This window comes from Bordetella ansorpii, from assembly GCF_900078705.1.
Lineage (GTDB): Bacteria > Pseudomonadota > Gammaproteobacteria > Burkholderiales > Burkholderiaceae_B > Bordetella > Bordetella ansorpii_A.
The window spans coordinates 98,364-112,396 of sequence record NZ_FKIF01000008.1; the positions used below are offsets into that span (position 1 = coordinate 98,364).

The 14,033-nt window shown below is 65.9% G+C and carries 17 protein-coding genes; 2 read left to right on the plus strand and 15 right to left on the minus strand.

Annotated features, from left to right (window positions below; genetic code table 11):
• Positions 1–41: 41 nt before the first annotated feature.
• The 5 genes from A6745_RS21070 to A6745_RS21085 form a co-directional block, all read right to left on the minus strand.
• Positions 42–899: a replication initiator protein A gene (locus tag A6745_RS21070; protein ID WP_054441670.1), complete on the minus strand. Its 858-nt coding sequence runs from the start codon at positions 897–899 to the stop codon at positions 42–44.
• A gap of 26 nt (positions 900–925) precedes the next feature.
• The gene (locus A6745_RS21075; RefSeq protein WP_004335979.1) at positions 926–1,201 is read right to left on the minus strand and encodes a helix-turn-helix domain-containing protein; all 276 of its coding nucleotides are present in this window, start codon (positions 1,199–1,201) and stop codon (positions 926–928) included.
• Positions 1,202–1,313: 112 nt separating this feature from the next.
• Entirely contained in the window at positions 1,314–2,084 is a 771-nt protein-coding gene (locus tag A6745_RS21080) for a DUF2285 domain-containing protein (RefSeq protein ID WP_066131630.1), read from the minus strand.
• Positions 2,085–2,138: 54 nt separating this feature from the next.
• Positions 2,139–2,318: a hypothetical protein gene (locus A6745_RS28785; RefSeq protein ID WP_156513480.1), complete on the minus strand. Its 180-nt coding sequence runs from the start codon at positions 2,316–2,318 to the stop codon at positions 2,139–2,141.
• A 109-nt stretch (positions 2,319–2,427) separates the two neighbouring features.
• Positions 2,428–2,778 (minus strand): DUF2958 domain-containing protein, encoded by a 351-nt coding sequence (locus tag A6745_RS21085; RefSeq protein ID WP_033474905.1) that lies wholly within the window; start codon positions 2,776–2,778, stop codon positions 2,428–2,430.
• 296 nt (positions 2,779–3,074) lie between these two features.
• Between A6745_RS21085 and A6745_RS21090 the strand changes: the two genes are divergently transcribed.
• Positions 3,075–3,365 carry a helix-turn-helix domain-containing protein gene (locus tag A6745_RS21090; protein WP_004335983.1) on the plus strand — a complete coding sequence of 97 codons (291 nt, stop codon included), beginning with the start codon at positions 3,075–3,077 and terminating at the stop codon, positions 3,363–3,365.
• Between the two features lie 290 nt (positions 3,366–3,655).
• On the opposite strand, the gene A6745_RS21095 is transcribed toward A6745_RS21090, so the two are convergent.
• The 6 genes from A6745_RS21095 to A6745_RS21120 all read right to left on the minus strand — a co-directional run bounded on the left by A6745_RS21095 (position 3,656) and on the right by A6745_RS21120 (position 9,869).
• The gene (locus A6745_RS21095; protein WP_043154548.1) at positions 3,656–3,970 is read right to left on the minus strand and encodes a DUF736 domain-containing protein; all 315 of its coding nucleotides are present in this window, start codon (positions 3,968–3,970) and stop codon (positions 3,656–3,658) included.
• A 763-nt stretch (positions 3,971–4,733) separates the two neighbouring features.
• Positions 4,734–4,943, minus strand: coding sequence for a hypothetical protein (locus A6745_RS21100; protein WP_043154546.1), 210 nt, complete (start codon positions 4,941–4,943; stop codon positions 4,734–4,736).
• Between the two features lie 60 nt (positions 4,944–5,003).
• Positions 5,004–7,079, minus strand: a complete 2,076-nt coding sequence (locus A6745_RS21105) for a ParB/RepB/Spo0J family partition protein (RefSeq protein ID WP_066131632.1) — start codon at positions 7,077–7,079, stop codon at positions 5,004–5,006.
• Between the two features lie 80 nt (positions 7,080–7,159).
• The gene (locus tag A6745_RS21110) at positions 7,160–7,987 is read right to left on the minus strand and encodes a DUF932 domain-containing protein (protein ID WP_066131634.1); all 828 of its coding nucleotides are present in this window, start codon (positions 7,985–7,987) and stop codon (positions 7,160–7,162) included.
• Positions 7,988–8,686: 699 nt separating this feature from the next.
• Positions 8,687–8,965: a hypothetical protein gene (locus A6745_RS21115; RefSeq protein WP_066131636.1), complete on the minus strand. Its 279-nt coding sequence runs from the start codon at positions 8,963–8,965 to the stop codon at positions 8,687–8,689.
• A 286-nt stretch (positions 8,966–9,251) separates the two neighbouring features.
• Positions 9,252–9,869 (minus strand): LysE family translocator, encoded by a 618-nt coding sequence (locus A6745_RS21120; protein ID WP_066131638.1) that lies wholly within the window; start codon positions 9,867–9,869, stop codon positions 9,252–9,254.
• A 66-nt stretch (positions 9,870–9,935) separates the two neighbouring features.
• Here A6745_RS21120 and A6745_RS21125 point away from each other — a divergent pair, with 66 nt between their 5' ends.
• Positions 9,936–10,859 carry a LysR family transcriptional regulator gene (locus A6745_RS21125; RefSeq protein ID WP_066131639.1) on the plus strand — a complete coding sequence of 308 codons (924 nt, stop codon included), beginning with the start codon at positions 9,936–9,938 and terminating at the stop codon, positions 10,857–10,859.
• Positions 10,860–10,900: 41 nt separating this feature from the next.
• On the opposite strand, the gene radC is transcribed toward A6745_RS21125, so the two are convergent.
• The 4 genes from radC to A6745_RS21145 all read right to left on the minus strand — a co-directional run bounded on the left by radC (position 10,901) and on the right by A6745_RS21145 (position 13,832).
• Positions 10,901–11,410 carry a RadC family protein gene (gene radC, locus A6745_RS21130; protein ID WP_066131641.1) on the minus strand — a complete coding sequence of 170 codons (510 nt, stop codon included), beginning with the start codon at positions 11,408–11,410 and terminating at the stop codon, positions 10,901–10,903.
• 407 nt (positions 11,411–11,817) lie between these two features.
• Complete coding sequence (locus A6745_RS21135; protein ID WP_066131643.1) at positions 11,818–12,120, minus strand: helix-turn-helix domain-containing protein; 303 nt, start codon at positions 12,118–12,120, stop codon at positions 11,818–11,820.
• Positions 12,104–12,487: a type II toxin-antitoxin system RelE/ParE family toxin gene (locus A6745_RS21140; protein ID WP_066131645.1), complete on the minus strand. Its 384-nt coding sequence runs from the start codon at positions 12,485–12,487 to the stop codon at positions 12,104–12,106. The genes A6745_RS21135 and A6745_RS21140 overlap by 17 nt, the downstream gene beginning before the upstream one ends.
• A 139-nt stretch (positions 12,488–12,626) precedes the next feature.
• Positions 12,627–13,832 carry a tyrosine-type recombinase/integrase gene (locus A6745_RS21145; RefSeq protein WP_066131648.1) on the minus strand — a complete coding sequence of 402 codons (1,206 nt, stop codon included), beginning with the start codon at positions 13,830–13,832 and terminating at the stop codon, positions 12,627–12,629.
• Positions 13,833–14,033: the final 201 nt, after the last annotated feature.

Here is a 14,033-nt window from a genome sequence, read left to right on the forward strand (position 1 = left end):
GTTGCCTGATAGCACGAGTGAATTAACAGGTTTTCCCGCAGTTATCCCCGTGCCGTGGGCGGCACGGGCCGGAAGGTCAGCAGCTCGGTTTTCTCGCCGGGCATCCGCTCGATGCCCAGGACGTAGCCGGGCAACGATTGCCGCGCCACCAGGGCGCGCAGGTCGGCGGCGAAGTCGTAGAAACGCGCCACGCTGCCCGACTTGCGGTACAGATGCTGGAAATCGAATTGCCAGCCGTGCTCCTGCCGGCCGCCATGCTTGCGCACCAGGCGGTACAGCCACCGCTCGATGCCACCCGTGAGCCGGAAATACGTCGGGTCGATGGTCAGCACCAGGGCGGCGTCCACCACGCCCGCGTAGAACCAGTCCGGCAGGATCAACTCGATGCCCAGCGGCGTGCCGCTGGCATCGGCCAGTTCCTTCCACTCGTTGATCCACGAAAAACGGTGCAGCCGCCTTCCCGTGGTTTCGCGGATGGACGTGGCCACTGTGGTCGATTGCAGCCGGTCGAGGGCGGCTTTCAGGCGCTGGTAGTCGCGCAAGCTTGTGCCACGCCCGATGAAGCGCAGGATTTCGTAGGGGCGCACCTGCATCAGCCGCGAGGTCGGGATGCCCGCATCGCGGGCTTCCACGATCTGGCTGGCGGCCCAGATCAGGATGTCGGCATCCCAGATCGTCGCGATGCCGTGTTCCTGCGTCCCTTCCACGCGGATGGTGATGCCGCCCGCCCGGAAGTCGATCGGCGCGGTGCGCCGCGACTTGGCGAGCGAGAAGAACGGAAAGGCCATCAAGTCCTGGCTGTCGCGCGGCGCCATGTCGCCCGGCAGCGCGCGGAACAGGTCGAGCTGTTCGCGCTGCTGCGCTGGTCGCTGCCGCAGGGGCAGCGATGGGCTGGACATGGCGATGGCCACCGGCGAGCCAGAGATCAGCGGCCGTCACGATAGTCGCCCGCATGCCGCTCGGCGTATTCCGGGTCGGAAGTCGCCGCGTAGCTGCGCGCATCGGCCCAGGCGTCGAGGTCGCTCACGGCATACATGACGCGGCGGCCGAACTTGCGGAACTTCGGCCCGCCACCGATCACGCGCTGTTTCTCCAGCGTGCGCGGCGACAGGCGCAGGTAGTCGGCGGCTTCGTCGTTGGTGAGATAGCGTTGGGGCTGCGCGGGCGCAGCGGCGGCAGGCCGCAAGGGAGCAGGTCGCATGGGAAGTACCTCCATCAAGCCCGGCCACACCACGCGGCCGGATAGAGGCACTTTCAAGAAAGCGAGGCTTCTTGCTAAGGGACGAATTGCAGGGACTGCAAAACGTCCCCCCTTACTGCGATACAACTGGCGGGAGCTGCGCCAGGCTGCGATAGCCGCCGCGCATCAGCGCCTCGCCACGGCGCACCAGCCTCCGCACGCGGGCACGCAAAGCACTGTCTTTGTGCCAGTCGGCCGCGACGGCATCTGCGCCGAACAACCCTTCGGCCACTTCGCGCAAGGATGCACCTGCCAGGGTCGCGTCGAGGGCCTGCAAGGTATGCAGTTCCAGCACCGCGGCCGGCGTGGGTCGGGAACGAGCCGCTGCCGCCGGTGCAGCAACCGTGGCGGCGGCCAAGGCATCCAGTTCGGCCGCCAGCGTGCGATAGCGCGCGCAGGGCGTGGCGCAGGCGCGGGTGGCGTAGAGGTAGGCCATGCCATCCTCCAGGCCCGGCCCGAGGGCGAGCCGCAGGCAGCAGCCGGGCCAGTGCGACACCAGCACCAGGCGCTTGCCGTCGTGGATCAGTTGCTTGCGGCCAGGCACGCGCCAGAACTCGAAGGCGTAGGCATCGGGCGGCGGATCTGCATCGGGGTAGAGCTGCACCACGGCATCGTGATCGGGGAACCAGGCCGGATGCGCGTCACGCGCATCCAGGGTGGGATCTTCCAGCAGGCGCAGGCCCCACGCCTGCGCCGCGTCCGGCCGGCGGCGACGGCGCAGCCAGTCGCGGCGGTAGTCGGGATTCCTTCGCAGGTACTCCCAGGCCAGCGCAGGGCCGTCCAGGTGCAGGACGTAGAGATAGGCCGCTGTCGGATACCAGTGTTCGGCGCTGCGATCAGTCATGGCGAGACCTCCCTGTGCTTGGGGTGCGTCGCCACGGATTCCGCCGTGCGGGAGCTATCGAAACGCCATCAGGTCGTCATCAAAAAAGGTTAAGCTGTAACTGTCGGTGTCAAGACCGTTTGGCTCCGGCGTGTTGCGGAAATCGTCTGAATGCGACGGCTGCGCAACCCGGAAATGGTGCGCGGCATCGGATACCGTGCCGCAGGCCGCGCCAAAGATCATGACTGTTTGCATCAGGCTGGCACCGCTTCGGTGCATCAATGCCGATTGAGACCGTACAGGTCTTGGGTAAGACCGAAATAGTCACAATGCGCCCCGGCTGGCCGGGCTGCGCTGGCCTTCATCAGTCCGTGATCGCGCCGTTTTCCTGCGCCAGCCGGACGTACTCCGACAGCGGGCGCAGCGCCTGGAAATACCGATCCCGCCGCACCGGCAGCTTGCGCGGGCCGACGATGCCGGCCAGGTCGGAGAGCTTGACCGTGCCCAGCGAGGGCATCCCGATACCGAGGTCGATCAGCCCGTAGGCCGTGTCGTCATCCGCAGGGTCGAGCGACACCAGCAGCCAGGTCACATGCGCGTCGGGGGTGAACAGCCGCACCACGGGCAGCGGGTCGAGGTGCTGGCCAGCGGCGAGCGCCGCGCCGTGGGCGAGCAGCCGGGCGCGTTCGTCAGCGGTGACAAGTGGCAGGGTCATGGCCGGAACCTCCACGAAACCGAGGATGCACGGATGCGCTTCTGCGTCGAAGCACGGAACCGCCGAACCGTCTCCGTGCTTTCGTGCGCAAGCACGGATGCGCAAGCCATCGCATCCTGAGAAGAACGCAAGCGCAAAAGCGGAATTGTAGAAAGCCGGAAAGACACGGATGCGATTCCCCGGTTCTGCTGGAATCCGTAGATACGGATTTCCGTAGAGGCACGGAACAGCGTTTTTTCGTCAATGAGTTAAAGATAACGTGGTTTTAATTGTCCTTCGATTCGACGCTTCTGTCTATGCAGAAGCGATCCGTTCAGCCAGGCCGACCGGCCGGCGTTACCACCTTCGATGCCGATCTGGCGCAAGCCTTCGGCGCGGCGGTGCGCGCGCTACGGATGGAGCGAGGGATTGCGCAAGAATCGCTGGCGCACCTGGCCGGCATCGAGCGTTCGCACATGGGCAAGGTCGAGCGTGGCGAACACATGCCCACGCTGGCGGCCATCTTCAAGATCGCCCGCGCACTCGATTGCAGTACGGCGGTGCTGATGGCCGAGACGGAAAGCCAGATCGCGGCGTCCGAGACATAGCCGCAAGCGGAGCGCGCAGCGCCATCAGGCGCGAAGGCGTGAGGGATTGAAGCCGCATGGCCGTGACGGCTTGCCGGCACGGGGCGCAGCCCGAAAGCCCGGCGGCGCTTCCAGCGCCGACACGCCATCTTGCGCTTGCTGCCACGGGCTTCGAGCCATTCGACCATCACCGATGCGATGCCGTCGCTGGACATGCGGGGCAGGAGACAACCGCCGAAACCATGTGCGTGCGGCGCTGCGATCAGCAGCATCGCGCCCCGCCGCAATGGGCGGGGCGCGGTGGGCGGCCGTCAGGCCGCCTTGGGCTTGTTGCGCGACCAGATCAGGTCGTGCGTGCCGTTCTCACCTTCGATCAGGCGGGCATAGACGGTCGCCGGGAACGAAGGATCGTCCAGGGTCACGGACACGTAGGGGCGCCCGGCCTCGCTGGTCTTCCTCCACGCAGCGCCGATGTCGTGGCCAGCCGCTTGCAGGCGGTAGTCGGGAGCGTTCTCGTTGTCGCCCTTGTCGTTGGGAACCAGCTTGACCTTGACGTTGAGGGTCAGGGTGCGAAGCGTGCCGGTGAAGCCGTCTTTCTCTGCGGTGAAGGTGCCGATGTTTGCCATGATGAATTTCCTTTCGGTTGAACAGGGTTCGCGCCCATCGCGTCCTGTTGTGATCCGACCGGCGGGGGACGGGCTGGCTGCACCGCTTGCGGGCGCAACGCAGTGGAGCGCCTGGAAGCGAAAAGAATTTGTCCCGCGAGGAATGCGCGCAGCGCAGGGGAAATTGTTTTCGCTGGAAGGTTGCAGCCATAGAAGCCCGGCCACCGCCAGGATTCACAAACAGACAGGACGCCTTGGGCCGACCCGCTCCGAAAGGAAACATGGCCGACTCGGCTCCCCGCGTGACGGCTTCATCGGCTTGCGCCCTGATACGGGCAAGGACAACGCCCAGCGACAAGGTGAAAGCGTCCCTGACGTAGCAGGTGGCTTCTTGCCTGAGGCGTGGCGTGGAAGCTCCATTGCAAGGCCGGGCGGCGTGTCGGTGAACCGTCCTTCGTGACGTACAAGCGACGAACCGCCAGCGTCGAGGACGGCACGCTTTCATGCAACCTGTGGCAGCAAGCCGGGGCGTAGGCCCACAAGCCCCGATCATTGTGGCGGGGCGCATTCGGAATGTCGTCGGTGCTGTGCGCCGACGCACTGATGGGCTTCGAGGGTTTCTCGCGCACAAGGCTACTTGTGCGCCGCCCCTGCGTCGCCTGCCCGAAGGCGGCGCAGGGGCGCTCTGGCTTTGGGCCTTGAACACCGGGCGCGGCCACGACCGCGCCCGGATTTTTGGCATTCCCCGCGCCCAAGACGGAACGGCTTGGGCGCGGGCTGCTCCCTATTCTTTGGTTTCGATGATCCACCACACGGCACGCGGCAAGGCGCGGCCCGTAATGGGGTGCAGGTCGGTCAGGGCGGCGCGGGCTGTCCAGCCGCGAGGCGGGCGGTAGCCGCGCACGTCGCCAGCGCCATGCCAGCGGCGGGCGCGTACCGTGCCGGGGGCGTAGGTCGCGGCCATGCGGGGGCGGTTCGTGGTGTCGTGGCTCATGGGGGAATCCTCGGCATGAAGCGCCCCGGCCGGAACCGGGGCGCTATCTGTGGTGCAAGGTCACGCGGCCAGTGCCTCGGCCTGCGGCTGCTCATCCGCCACGGCGGCGACTTCCTCCGGCGGTTCGGCTTCCTCGTCCGCCGTCACGTCCTGCGCGTCCTGCTGCGGGGCTTCGGCACGGAAGATGGCGGGCATCCAGCCGGTGCCATCGGCCAGCCGCTCGGCTTCGCTGGCAATGTCGCCTTTCTTCAACTTCGCCAGCCGGGTGACGTGCACCGGGGCGTACTGCTCCACGGCTTCCAGAATTGCGGCCTTCGGCACATGCTGGAAATAGCCGTCAGCGGTGGGCTTCCACCATGCGGCCATGTCCAAGCCGACAGCCTGCGCCAGTTCCGCGCCCGGTTGCTGCGTCGTAGCGCGGGGCGTCACCACGTCCACCGTGGAAGCCACGCACACGGCCAGCAGCCGCACCAGTTCATCCTGCGACTTCGCCACCAGCGCGGCGAATAGTTCGGCGCTGTCCTCCGGCAAGGCTTCGCCCGCGACTTCCTGCAAGGTGCGCAGCGCCACGGCGGCAGGCGATTCCGACACGTCCGGGGCAAGGCTTTCCAGCCGGTCTTGCACTTTCAGGCTCACGCCCAGCGGCAGGTCGTGCCCGTAGTGGCTTTCCTGCAAGACGGTCTGCACCATGCCATGCACCAGCGCGGCCAGCGCCACTTGCGGATGCCGGGCGACTTCGATTTGCAGCGCGGTGGTGCGGTGGGCGCTCAACCGCTGCGCCAGCTTGTCAGACATGGCGGCGGTCTTGGGCTGCCCTTCGCTGTCTCCGTCCTCGCCTTCGTCGTCGTTCTCGGCTTCTGTGCCGCCGAAACCCTGCCGCAGCCGTTCCAGCGTGCGCAGCGCCTTGGCTTCGGCTTCGCGCATCAGGCCGCGATGCACCACGGCTTCGCCGCTGCGGTCGATGGTGACGATGGCACCGGCTGCCGCCTTCACGTTCGCGCCGTAGTCCTGCAAGCCATCTTCCAGCGCCTGCAACTGCTCGCCCAGGCGTTCGCCTTCCTCCTGCAAGGCATCGGCCTTTTCCTCGTCGTCGGCGTCCAGCGCGGCATCCACGGCCTCGGCCAGTTCGTGCAGCTTGGCTTGCAGCTTCTCGATGCGTGCGGCTTCGCGCTTGTTCGGTTCGCGGCGTTCCCTCGGGGCGCGTTGGAAGGCGTGCAGGTCGGCATGGGTCGTGCCGGGCGTGGCATCCACCCATGCCCATCCCTCGGCCTTCACCTCTGCGGCGATGCCTGCCAGCTTGTCTTGCGCCAGCCGTTCCAGCAGCGCGGCATCGGTCAGATACACGCCCGCATCGCCTTCGGCGAACAGGTCGCGGCGGATGCCGCCGCCTGCGGCGTCGTAGGTGTCCAGCCCGACGAAGCGCACCAGCGGATGCCGGTAGGCGTCGATTTCGCGTTCGGTCAGACGGTCGCGCAGCGCGGACGGCTGGCGCTGCCACGTTGGCGCATCGTAGAAGGCGCTTTCCTGCACGGCGTGGTCGTCGGTGATGGCAAGGGCCATCAGCTGGTCGAGCGCGACGGCATCGGCGCGGTAGTCGGCCAGCAGGCGCGGCGACACGTTGGCGAGTTTCAGGCGGCGTTGCACCACCAGCGGCGTGACGCTGAAATCCGCTGCAATGTCCTCGATGCTGCGGCCATCGGCCACCAGCGCGGCGAATGCCTCGAACTGGTCGGCGGGGTGCATGGCTTCGCGCTGCACGTTCTCGGTGAGGCTGGCCGTGCGGGCGGTGCCATCGGCCACCAGCAGGCAAGGCACTTCCCATTCCTTGCTGATGCGGTGCTTCTTCGCCAGCAGCTTCAACGCGGCGAGGCGACGGCCACCGGCCACCACTTCGTAATGCTCGCCATCGGCGGCGGCAATGATGATGAGGTTTTGCAGCAGGCCGACACGCTGGATGCTGGCGGCGAGTTCGGGAATGGACATGCGCGGGGTCTTGCGCACGTTGCGGCCAGTCGGCCGCGACACCAGCCGCGACAGAGGGACAAGAATCAGGTTCTTGGTCGGGTCGGCGGTTTCCAGCGGGATAGCGGCGGCGGTGTTGAGGGCGCGGGCTTCGGTTTGGGTAATGGCGTTCATGGTGATAACTCCTAACGGTTCAGGGATGCAGCAGCGAGGGATGCGGCAAGGGCTGCTGCCTGCCCCTGCCGCGTGGGGAATCAGGCTTTCAACTGGCGCATGCCATCGGCCAGCAGCCAGAGGGCGCGATTCAGTCGGATGTTTTGGTCGATGCCCTGCACCGGGCGGGTTTGCTGCCGGCGTCCGTTGGCGCTGCGCCCGCGCAGGCCGCCTTGGGTCAGGTTCTCTTGCGTGCGGTTGAACACGCTCCACAAGTCCGGGCGGCGGTCATCAAAGCGGCGCGGCATCAGGATTTGCGATTCGGTGATGGGTGCGGGCTTGTCCGGGTCGTCGTATTTCAGGGCCAGCGCGGCGCGGGCGAACACTTCGGCCTCGCCTTCGTCCAGCGTGATGCCGCGCATCAGGTCGCGGGATTCCTTCACCCGGTCGAAGCCGCTCAACACTTCGTAAGCACCTTCGATGACGGAACCGGCCACGTCGCCTTTGTGGGGCACACGCACATCGGCCACGGTGTCGCCACACACAAGGCCATTGCTGCACACGAATCGGAACATTCCGGCCAGCATCTGATAGCTGCTCGTGCCATCGTGCGAGTTCAGCAACACAATTTCATTGGCTTCCGCGCCGTTGATCTGGCTGGCGTGGCGCAGGCGCAGCATGTGTTTTGTGTGCTCGCGCTTACCTTGGTCGCGCACGCGGGTCTGCGTCACCATGAAGGGCTGGAACCCTTCTTTGCGAAGCTCGGCCAGCACGGCGGCGGTGGGGATATAGGCGTAACGCTGCGAACGGCTTTCATGCGGCGCGTCCGCGAAGATGGACGGCGCTACGCGGTGAATCTGGTCATCGGTCAGCGGGTAGTCGCTGCGCAGCGAGGGGGAACGGGAAGCGAATCGGGATGCGAGTTGCATGGTCTTTCTCCTGACGAAAAGGGTTTGCTGTTCACACCGCACACCGGATTCCTAGATTCGGAGCCCAGCCTTTCGGCTGTTCGGTGCGGTCGGCACGAGGAACCCGGTTGGCCCTGTTGCCACCGTCTTTCCTGAGTTCATCGCCCGCGGCCAAAGGAGCGCGCGGACGGGGGCCGTCAAGGAAACAAGCGCGGGGTTGGTGCGGCCCGCAGGCGCAGCCGAGGACACGGCCCTGCGCGCCTTGACGGCACATGGAAGCGGGCTACGGTCGCGGACAAGGTGATGAAGTCAGGGGAGACGGCTGGACATGGCAACGGCCGCCCTTGTGTGACGAACCGCACGGCAAGCGAAGCGCGCAGGCCCGGATCTGGAAGCCGGGCCGGAGGCGTCAGCCGAGCGGAGCGAGGGAACGATGGAAGCCCGTCAGGGGCGAAACCCCGCAGGGGGTTCGATGCGCAGCACGACAGCGCGACCGGCCATGTTTCTTGGCCGGGGACGCCCATGCAGTCGTGGAGATGCAGCGTGGATCTTCTGTGGTTGATAAGCAGTCTTTGCGGCATCGGTATTGCCGCGCCGGCGCAGCCGGGGCGGCGAGCGTGCAGGGGTGCCAAGCAAAGCGCGGCGGGGATAGCCCGCAGGGCTTTCCCCTGGAGGGCAAGCGCCAGCGCGCAGCGCCCCGTCGGGGCGCGAAGGCGTCAATCAGGCCGAGTCATCAGAGCGCAGGCAGGATTCCGAAACCGGCATCAAAGGCGATGACGAGTTCAGCAGATAACGCGCACCGAGCGCGTACAGCCCTGAAGGCCCAGCAGGCTGGTAGAACCCGGTGACACGGCGCCGGAACTGCAAACCGGCCTCGTTCGTGTAGATCACCGCGTCGCCGATGTTGAAGCGCAAAGGCTGGCTGTTCTCCGGCGCGAACGGCTTGAGCGCATCGTGCTGCGCCGTGATTTCGATGATCCAATCGTGATGGCTGCTCATGGCATTGATCTCCAGAAAGGTTGCCGGGCGGAATTGCCCGACCCTTCCGGGGCACGGCGCAGCGCAAGCAGTCAGGGGGTCAACGACGGCCGCCAGGCCGCAAGCGTGTAGGCACGCGCTGCCATTGACGGCGAGAACGCCGTGGCACGATGAAGGGAACAGCAAGACCCCCCATCTCTTCCACGAACCTTCGATGAACTGAATTTCCCAGACACTGTCTCGGAAATCCGAGACAGCGTTTTCATATTGGACGAGACGCCGCAAGGCGGCGCGATGCTCCGCGCGGTCAGCGCGCCCCGCGCGCCACCGCCAGCAAGACACCGAAGCCGACCAGCAGCCCGCCGAAGGCGCGGTCGATCCAGTGGCGCACGGCCAGCAGCCGGTCGCGCACGGCCCCGGCCGAGAAGCAAAGCGCCACGAGGCCGAACCAGGCCATGTGCGCAACCGAGATGAATGCGCCGTAGCCGATCTGCACCGCCAGCGGCGTGTCGGGCCGCACCACCTGCATGAACAGGCTGACGATGAACACTGTGGTCTTCGGGTTCAGCGCATTGGTCAGGAAGCCGGTACGCAAAGCCGCCATATCCGACAGCGGCGCCACGGTACTGTCGGCCAGCGCGCCGCTGGGCTTGGCGCGCAGCATCTTCACGCCGAGATAGATCAGATAGACGGCACCGACCAACTTGATGGCGTTGAACAGCCATAGAGACTGCTGGATCAGCAAGCCCACGCCCACGAGTGTGTAGGTGACATGCACCAGCACGCCCAGACCGATGCCCAAGGCCGTCAGCACACCGGCACGGCGCGAGAGCATCAGGCTGTTGCGCGTGACCATCGCAAAGTCTGGCCCAGGGCTGATGACGGCCAGCAAGGTGATTGTGATGACAGCTATCAGTTCGGTCATGGCGTATCCTGTCGAAGGTCAACGAATTAGCGAGATGCTACCGACAACATCTCCCGGTGAATAACGATGTTTTCTGACAGGAATGGTGAGCTGGAATCACCATCGAGCGATTCGCGCCTGCCTTCGCTGCTGGCGCTGCGCTGCTTCGAGGCGGCAGCCCGGCTGGAGAATTTCAGCCGGGCCGCCGAGGATCTGCACCTGACCCACGGCGCGGTCAGCCGCGCCGTGCGCCTGCTCGAAGACGAGCTGGGCGTGGCCCTGTTCGAGCGGCGCAGCCGGCGCGTGTTCCTGACCGATGCCGGCCGCACGCTGGCGCGGGCCGTGGGCAATGGGCTGGATCTGATGCGGCAGGCCGTCGGCGAGCTGCGCGCCAGCGCCCGCCAGGGGCGGCGCTGGGTGCTGTCGTGCGAGCCGACGCTGCTGATGCGCTGGCTGATCCCGCGCTGGCCGGACTTCCAGGCCCGGCATCCTGGGATCGACGTTCACCTGGTCGCCGGTGGCGGGCCGTTCTCCTTCGCCAGCGGCATCGACCTGGCCATCCGCCGCGACGATTTCCCCTGGCCCGAGGGCTACCACGCCGAACCCTTGTTCGCGGAGAAGGTCGGCCCGGTCTGCCGCCCCGACAAGGCGGCGGCCTGGTTCACCGCGAAGAAGGCCGGCGCCGCGCTCAAGCCCGGCGCACCGCGCCTGCACACGCGCACGCGGCCGGGCGCGTGGCCGGAGTGGGCGGCGGCCGCAGGCCAGCCCGCACCCGATGCGAAGGGGCAGACCTTCGAGCACTTCTATTTCAGCTTGCAGGCGGCCGTGGCCGGCCTGGGCGTGGCGGTCGGCCCGTGGCATCTGGTGCGCGACGATCTGGACAGCGGCGTGCTGGCCGCGCCGCTGGGTTTCGTGGAGGACGGCTCGCGCTACTGCTTGTTGTCGCCACGGCCCTTGCAGCCCGATAGCCCGCAGGCTGATTTGCTGGCATGGCTACGGGCAATGGCATAGCCGGAATCGGGCGCAGCAAAAAGGGGCCGAAGCCCCTTCGCTCAAAGCAGGCCGCGTTCGGCAAACGATGTGGTGTCGCCGCCAGCGACGATGACGTGATCGAGCACGCGCACGTCCACCAGGCCCAGCGCCTGCTTGAGCCGCGCGGTCAACGCCCGGTCGGCCGCGCTCGGCTCCGGGTTCCCGCTCGGATGGTTGTGACTGACGATCACCGCTGCCGCGTTGAGCCGTAGGGCTTCCTTGACCACTTCGCGCGGATACACCGATGCGCCGTCGATCGTGCCGCGAAACATCTCCCGGTACTCGATCAGCCGATGCTGCGTGTCCATGAACAGCACCGCGAAAACTTCATGCTCGAAGCCGGCCAGCTTGGTGCGCAGGTAGTCCTTGACCGCTGCCGGCGAAGTGAACTCGGCACCGCGCTGCATTTTCTGGTCGATGACCTGGCGTGCGGCTTCCAGAATGTCGTCGGCCGACGCCGGCAGATAGCGCCCCAGGGCATCGCGCACCATGAGGAAGGAATCGAACGAGGGAAAGGACAGTTGCGACATGATCGTGCTCCGGTTGCTCGGGCGGAATTGCCCGGAACCGGGTTCAGCACGGCGCAGCGCAAGCAGTCACAAGGTCGAAGACGGCCGCCAGGACGCAAGCGCGCACGGCGCGCGCAGCCTTTGACGGCGAGAACGCCGTGGTACGGTGAAGGGAACAGCAAGACCGCCTACCCCCGCCTACTGCACACACCCGCTTTGGGCAAGCGCAGCGCGCAGGCCCGCGAGGGCCGAAGGCGTCAGGGGTCAAAGCCGGATGGCCGTGATTCGGCACGAAGTACGGGGCGCAGCCCGCGAACCCGACGGCGGCACGCCGGGACGCACGGATGCTGGTGATGGGGGGATCTGCGCGGAATTGTCGTATCAGTGATACGAGAATCTGGACGGTCTGATCGCCGTCCATGCGGGCATCAGATGATGGCCTGCAAACCCTTGTCGGCGATGACGTTGAGCAGCTTGAGCGCCGGGCCGGTGGGATGGGTTTCGCCTTGCTCCCACTTGCGCACGGTGGATGCCGAGGTATGTAGGTGCAGCGCGAACACCGGCTGGCTGAACTTCAAGGCTTCGCGCAGGCGCTTGATGTCGGCCGCGCCGAACTCCCGCACCGGCGGCGGGCAGATGGCGTCAAACTCGCGCATCGTCACCTTGCCGATCGCGCCGGCCTCAACGAGTGCGGCCATGTCGCCGCGCAGCGATTCAATGATCTTGCTCACAATGCACCTCCACTAGAACACCTGACTGCAATGCCTTCGCCAAGGCTTCGGCGGACAGTTCTAGGAACACCTTGCCGGCGAATTGCAGCGCCTTCTTCTCGTCCTGCGTGATGTTTGCCTTGTCGCTCTTGGGGAACCCATGCAGGAACACATAACAGCTACCAATCTTGGCCGACAGCAGTGTGCGGTAGCCGCCGCTCTTGCCGCTGCCGGGGCGGGCCACCCGCTTCTTGTAGAGGGAGCCGCCCAAGTCCGCGTCGATCAGACCGCTTTCCATTTCCGTGACCGCCTTGCACAAGGCAGCATCGGGCAGCTTCTCGCTCGCCTGCCACCGCGCAAAGTCCTTCCGCTTGAGGATGCGCGTCATCTTGACCTCCTAACTATACCCGAAACGGGTATAGTTTTCAAGGCGTCGCCGTGGAGCCGCCCCGCAAGAGGCGGCACACCCGATTGTCGTGACAGCGACACGACAATCGGGGCTGGCAAGGCGGGAGCATGGTCACCGGTCACGCCGTCGCCTCCGCAGCGCGGGATACGCCTGTGATCGTCTTGCGCCGGTTCGCCACCAGTTCGGCCGCTTCGCGCACCGGCTTGTCCTCGGTATGGACGTAGCGCATGAACATCGCCAGGGTCTTGTGCGCCGTCAGCGCCATGCCCACTTTGACCGGGATGCCCGAGTTGGCAATGTCGGTCGCCGAGCGGTGGCGGATGCCGTGCGTGCCCACGTGGGACACGTCGGCGCGCTTGAGGATGCGCGTCCAGCCGCCGTAATACTCGCCTGTGGTCATGTGCTGCCCCGGATGGTTCGGTGACGGAAACACATACGGGCATCCTTCTTGGCGGGGCGCGGTGGACAGCAGCCGATAGGCTTCCTCGCTCAATGGCTTGGACATGCCGCCGGTCTTGCTGTCGGGCCAGACCACGCGCCGGTTCTCCAGATCCACCCAATCCCATTGGAGCGTGACAATCTCGGAGCGCCGACCGGCGAACTCGAATTGCAACCGGATCGCCAGTGGCAGGACGGCATGATCCAGACCCAGCCCGTCGTTTTCCAGATAGTCGAGATACCGGAACAGCCTGCCCATTTCCTCGTCGCTGATGAGGTGGGTGGCCTTGCCGTTGGGGTACATCGGGACGTGTCGGCACGGATTGGTGCCGTCGGGACGGTAGCCCCACACCTCGGCCAGATTGAACATCTTGCGCATCACGCTGAACGTGCGGTTCGCGTCGGCCGGCTTGTGGGCCATCTTCTTCATCATCGTCGCCACGTCCGGGCGCTTCACGTCCTGCACCTTCATGCGGCCCAGCATCGGGATGATGTTGTTGTCGATGCACTTCTGGTAGCCGACCTGCGTGCTGGGCTTGTTGCGCTGCTTGGAGTGATCCTCCATGAACTTCTTGCACAACTCCGCAACGGTAGGGGCAGATCGGGCTGCTGCCTTGTCGGCGGCTGGGTCGCCGCCCCGGCGCACCTGGGCCAGCCATTCCTGCGCCAGCGAGCGGGCCTGTTCGACGGTCAATTCCCCGTATAGGCCCAAGGCAGGCTTGCGGCGCTCCCCGGCATTCGTCCGGTACTGGAGCATGAACACCTTGCGGCCTGCTGGTGTAATCTTGCACAAGAAGCCGGGCACCAGGGTATCCCTGAGTTCGACAGCCTGCGCTTGGGGTTGTGCCGCATCGACTGCGGACTTGGTGAGCTTGATCTTCGCCATGATGACTCCTCGGAAAGACCCGATTCCCAAGAGCCTCATAGGGGCCACCAGCAGGGAAGTCAGGTCAGGTTTCGGAAAGCACCGGCATATGTTGAACTCGCCTAAGTTATTGATAAACCTGCTGTATCGAGTCTAGGCGTGTACCAACGAACTGCGGTACTGGAGTCATGGTGAAATGAAAAAGCCGCCCGGCATTGCCAG

Coding starts and splice junctions, on each gene's coding strand:
- radC (WP_066131641.1), bottom strand. CDS start 11,410: ATGTCGCAACTGTCCTTTCCCTCGTTCGATTCCTTCCTCATGGTGCGC.
- A6745_RS21090 (WP_004335983.1), top strand. CDS start 3,075: ATGCAGAAGCGATCCGTTCAGCCAGGCCGACCGGCCGGCGTTACCACC.
- A6745_RS21125 (WP_066131639.1), top strand. CDS start 9,936: ATGTTTTCTGACAGGAATGGTGAGCTGGAATCACCATCGAGCGATTCG.
- A6745_RS21070 (WP_054441670.1), bottom strand. CDS start 899: ATGTCCAGCCCATCGCTGCCCCTGCGGCAGCGACCAGCGCAGCAGCGC.
- A6745_RS21115 (WP_066131636.1), bottom strand. CDS start 8,965: ATGAGCAGCCATCACGATTGGATCATCGAAATCACGGCGCAGCACGAT.
- A6745_RS21100 (WP_043154546.1), bottom strand. CDS start 4,943: ATGAGCCACGACACCACGAACCGCCCCCGCATGGCCGCGACCTACGCC.
- A6745_RS21145 (WP_066131648.1), bottom strand. CDS start 13,832: ATGGCGAAGATCAAGCTCACCAAGTCCGCAGTCGATGCGGCACAACCC.
- A6745_RS28785 (WP_156513480.1), bottom strand. CDS start 2,318: ATGCAAACAGTCATGATCTTTGGCGCGGCCTGCGGCACGGTATCCGAT.
- A6745_RS21095 (WP_043154548.1), bottom strand. CDS start 3,970: ATGGCAAACATCGGCACCTTCACCGCAGAGAAAGACGGCTTCACCGGC.
- A6745_RS21080 (WP_066131630.1), bottom strand. CDS start 2,084: ATGACTGATCGCAGCGCCGAACACTGGTATCCGACAGCGGCCTATCTC.
- A6745_RS21110 (WP_066131634.1), bottom strand. CDS start 7,987: ATGCAACTCGCATCCCGATTCGCTTCCCGTTCCCCCTCGCTGCGCAGC.
- A6745_RS21085 (WP_033474905.1), bottom strand. CDS start 2,778: ATGACCCTGCCACTTGTCACCGCTGACGAACGCGCCCGGCTGCTCGCC.
- A6745_RS21075 (WP_004335979.1), bottom strand. CDS start 1,201: ATGCGACCTGCTCCCTTGCGGCCTGCCGCCGCTGCGCCCGCGCAGCCC.
- A6745_RS21120 (WP_066131638.1), bottom strand. CDS start 9,869: ATGACCGAACTGATAGCTGTCATCACAATCACCTTGCTGGCCGTCATC.
- A6745_RS21105 (WP_066131632.1), bottom strand. CDS start 7,079: ATGAACGCCATTACCCAAACCGAAGCCCGCGCCCTCAACACCGCCGCC.
- A6745_RS21140 (WP_066131645.1), bottom strand. CDS start 12,487: ATGACGCGCATCCTCAAGCGGAAGGACTTTGCGCGGTGGCAGGCGAGC.